The organism is Aeromicrobium phragmitis (genome assembly GCF_003674095.1).
Taxonomy (GTDB): Bacteria; Actinomycetota; Actinomycetes; order Propionibacteriales; family Nocardioidaceae; genus Aeromicrobium; species Aeromicrobium phragmitis.
In genome coordinates this window covers 1-328 of the sequence record NZ_RDBF01000239.1, presented here as the reverse complement: position 1 = coordinate 328, position 328 = coordinate 1, and the positions used below count along the sequence as shown (strand labels likewise).

Below are 328 nucleotides of genomic sequence, written 5' to 3'. Positions count from 1 at the left end.
CTGGTAGACCGCGACGGTCGGGAGCCCGAGGAAGTGGGCGGCGAGCGTGGCGCGCCAGCCGAGGACGAACGGCGAGGCGAGGTGGACCACGTCGGGCGCGAAGTCGCGCAGCAGTCGCTCGACGGGGCCGATCGGGCCGCTGGCGACGCGCACGTCCGGGTACCCCGGCAGGGGCAGCGAGGCGACCGTGCGCACAGGCACGCCGCTCACACGATCGGGGACGCCGGCAGGGTCCTCCGGCGCGATGACGACGGCCTCGATCCCACGCGCACGGACGGTGTCCAGGATGCGCGAGACCGTGTGCACGACGCCGTTGGTCTGAGGCAGG

The 328-nt window shown here is 74.4% G+C and carries 1 protein-coding gene; it reads right to left on the bottom strand.

Annotated features, from left to right (window positions below; genetic code table 11):
- A partial coding sequence (locus D9V41_RS17150) for a glycosyltransferase (protein WP_166376128.1) occupies positions 1 to 328 on the bottom strand: 328 nt, incomplete at both ends.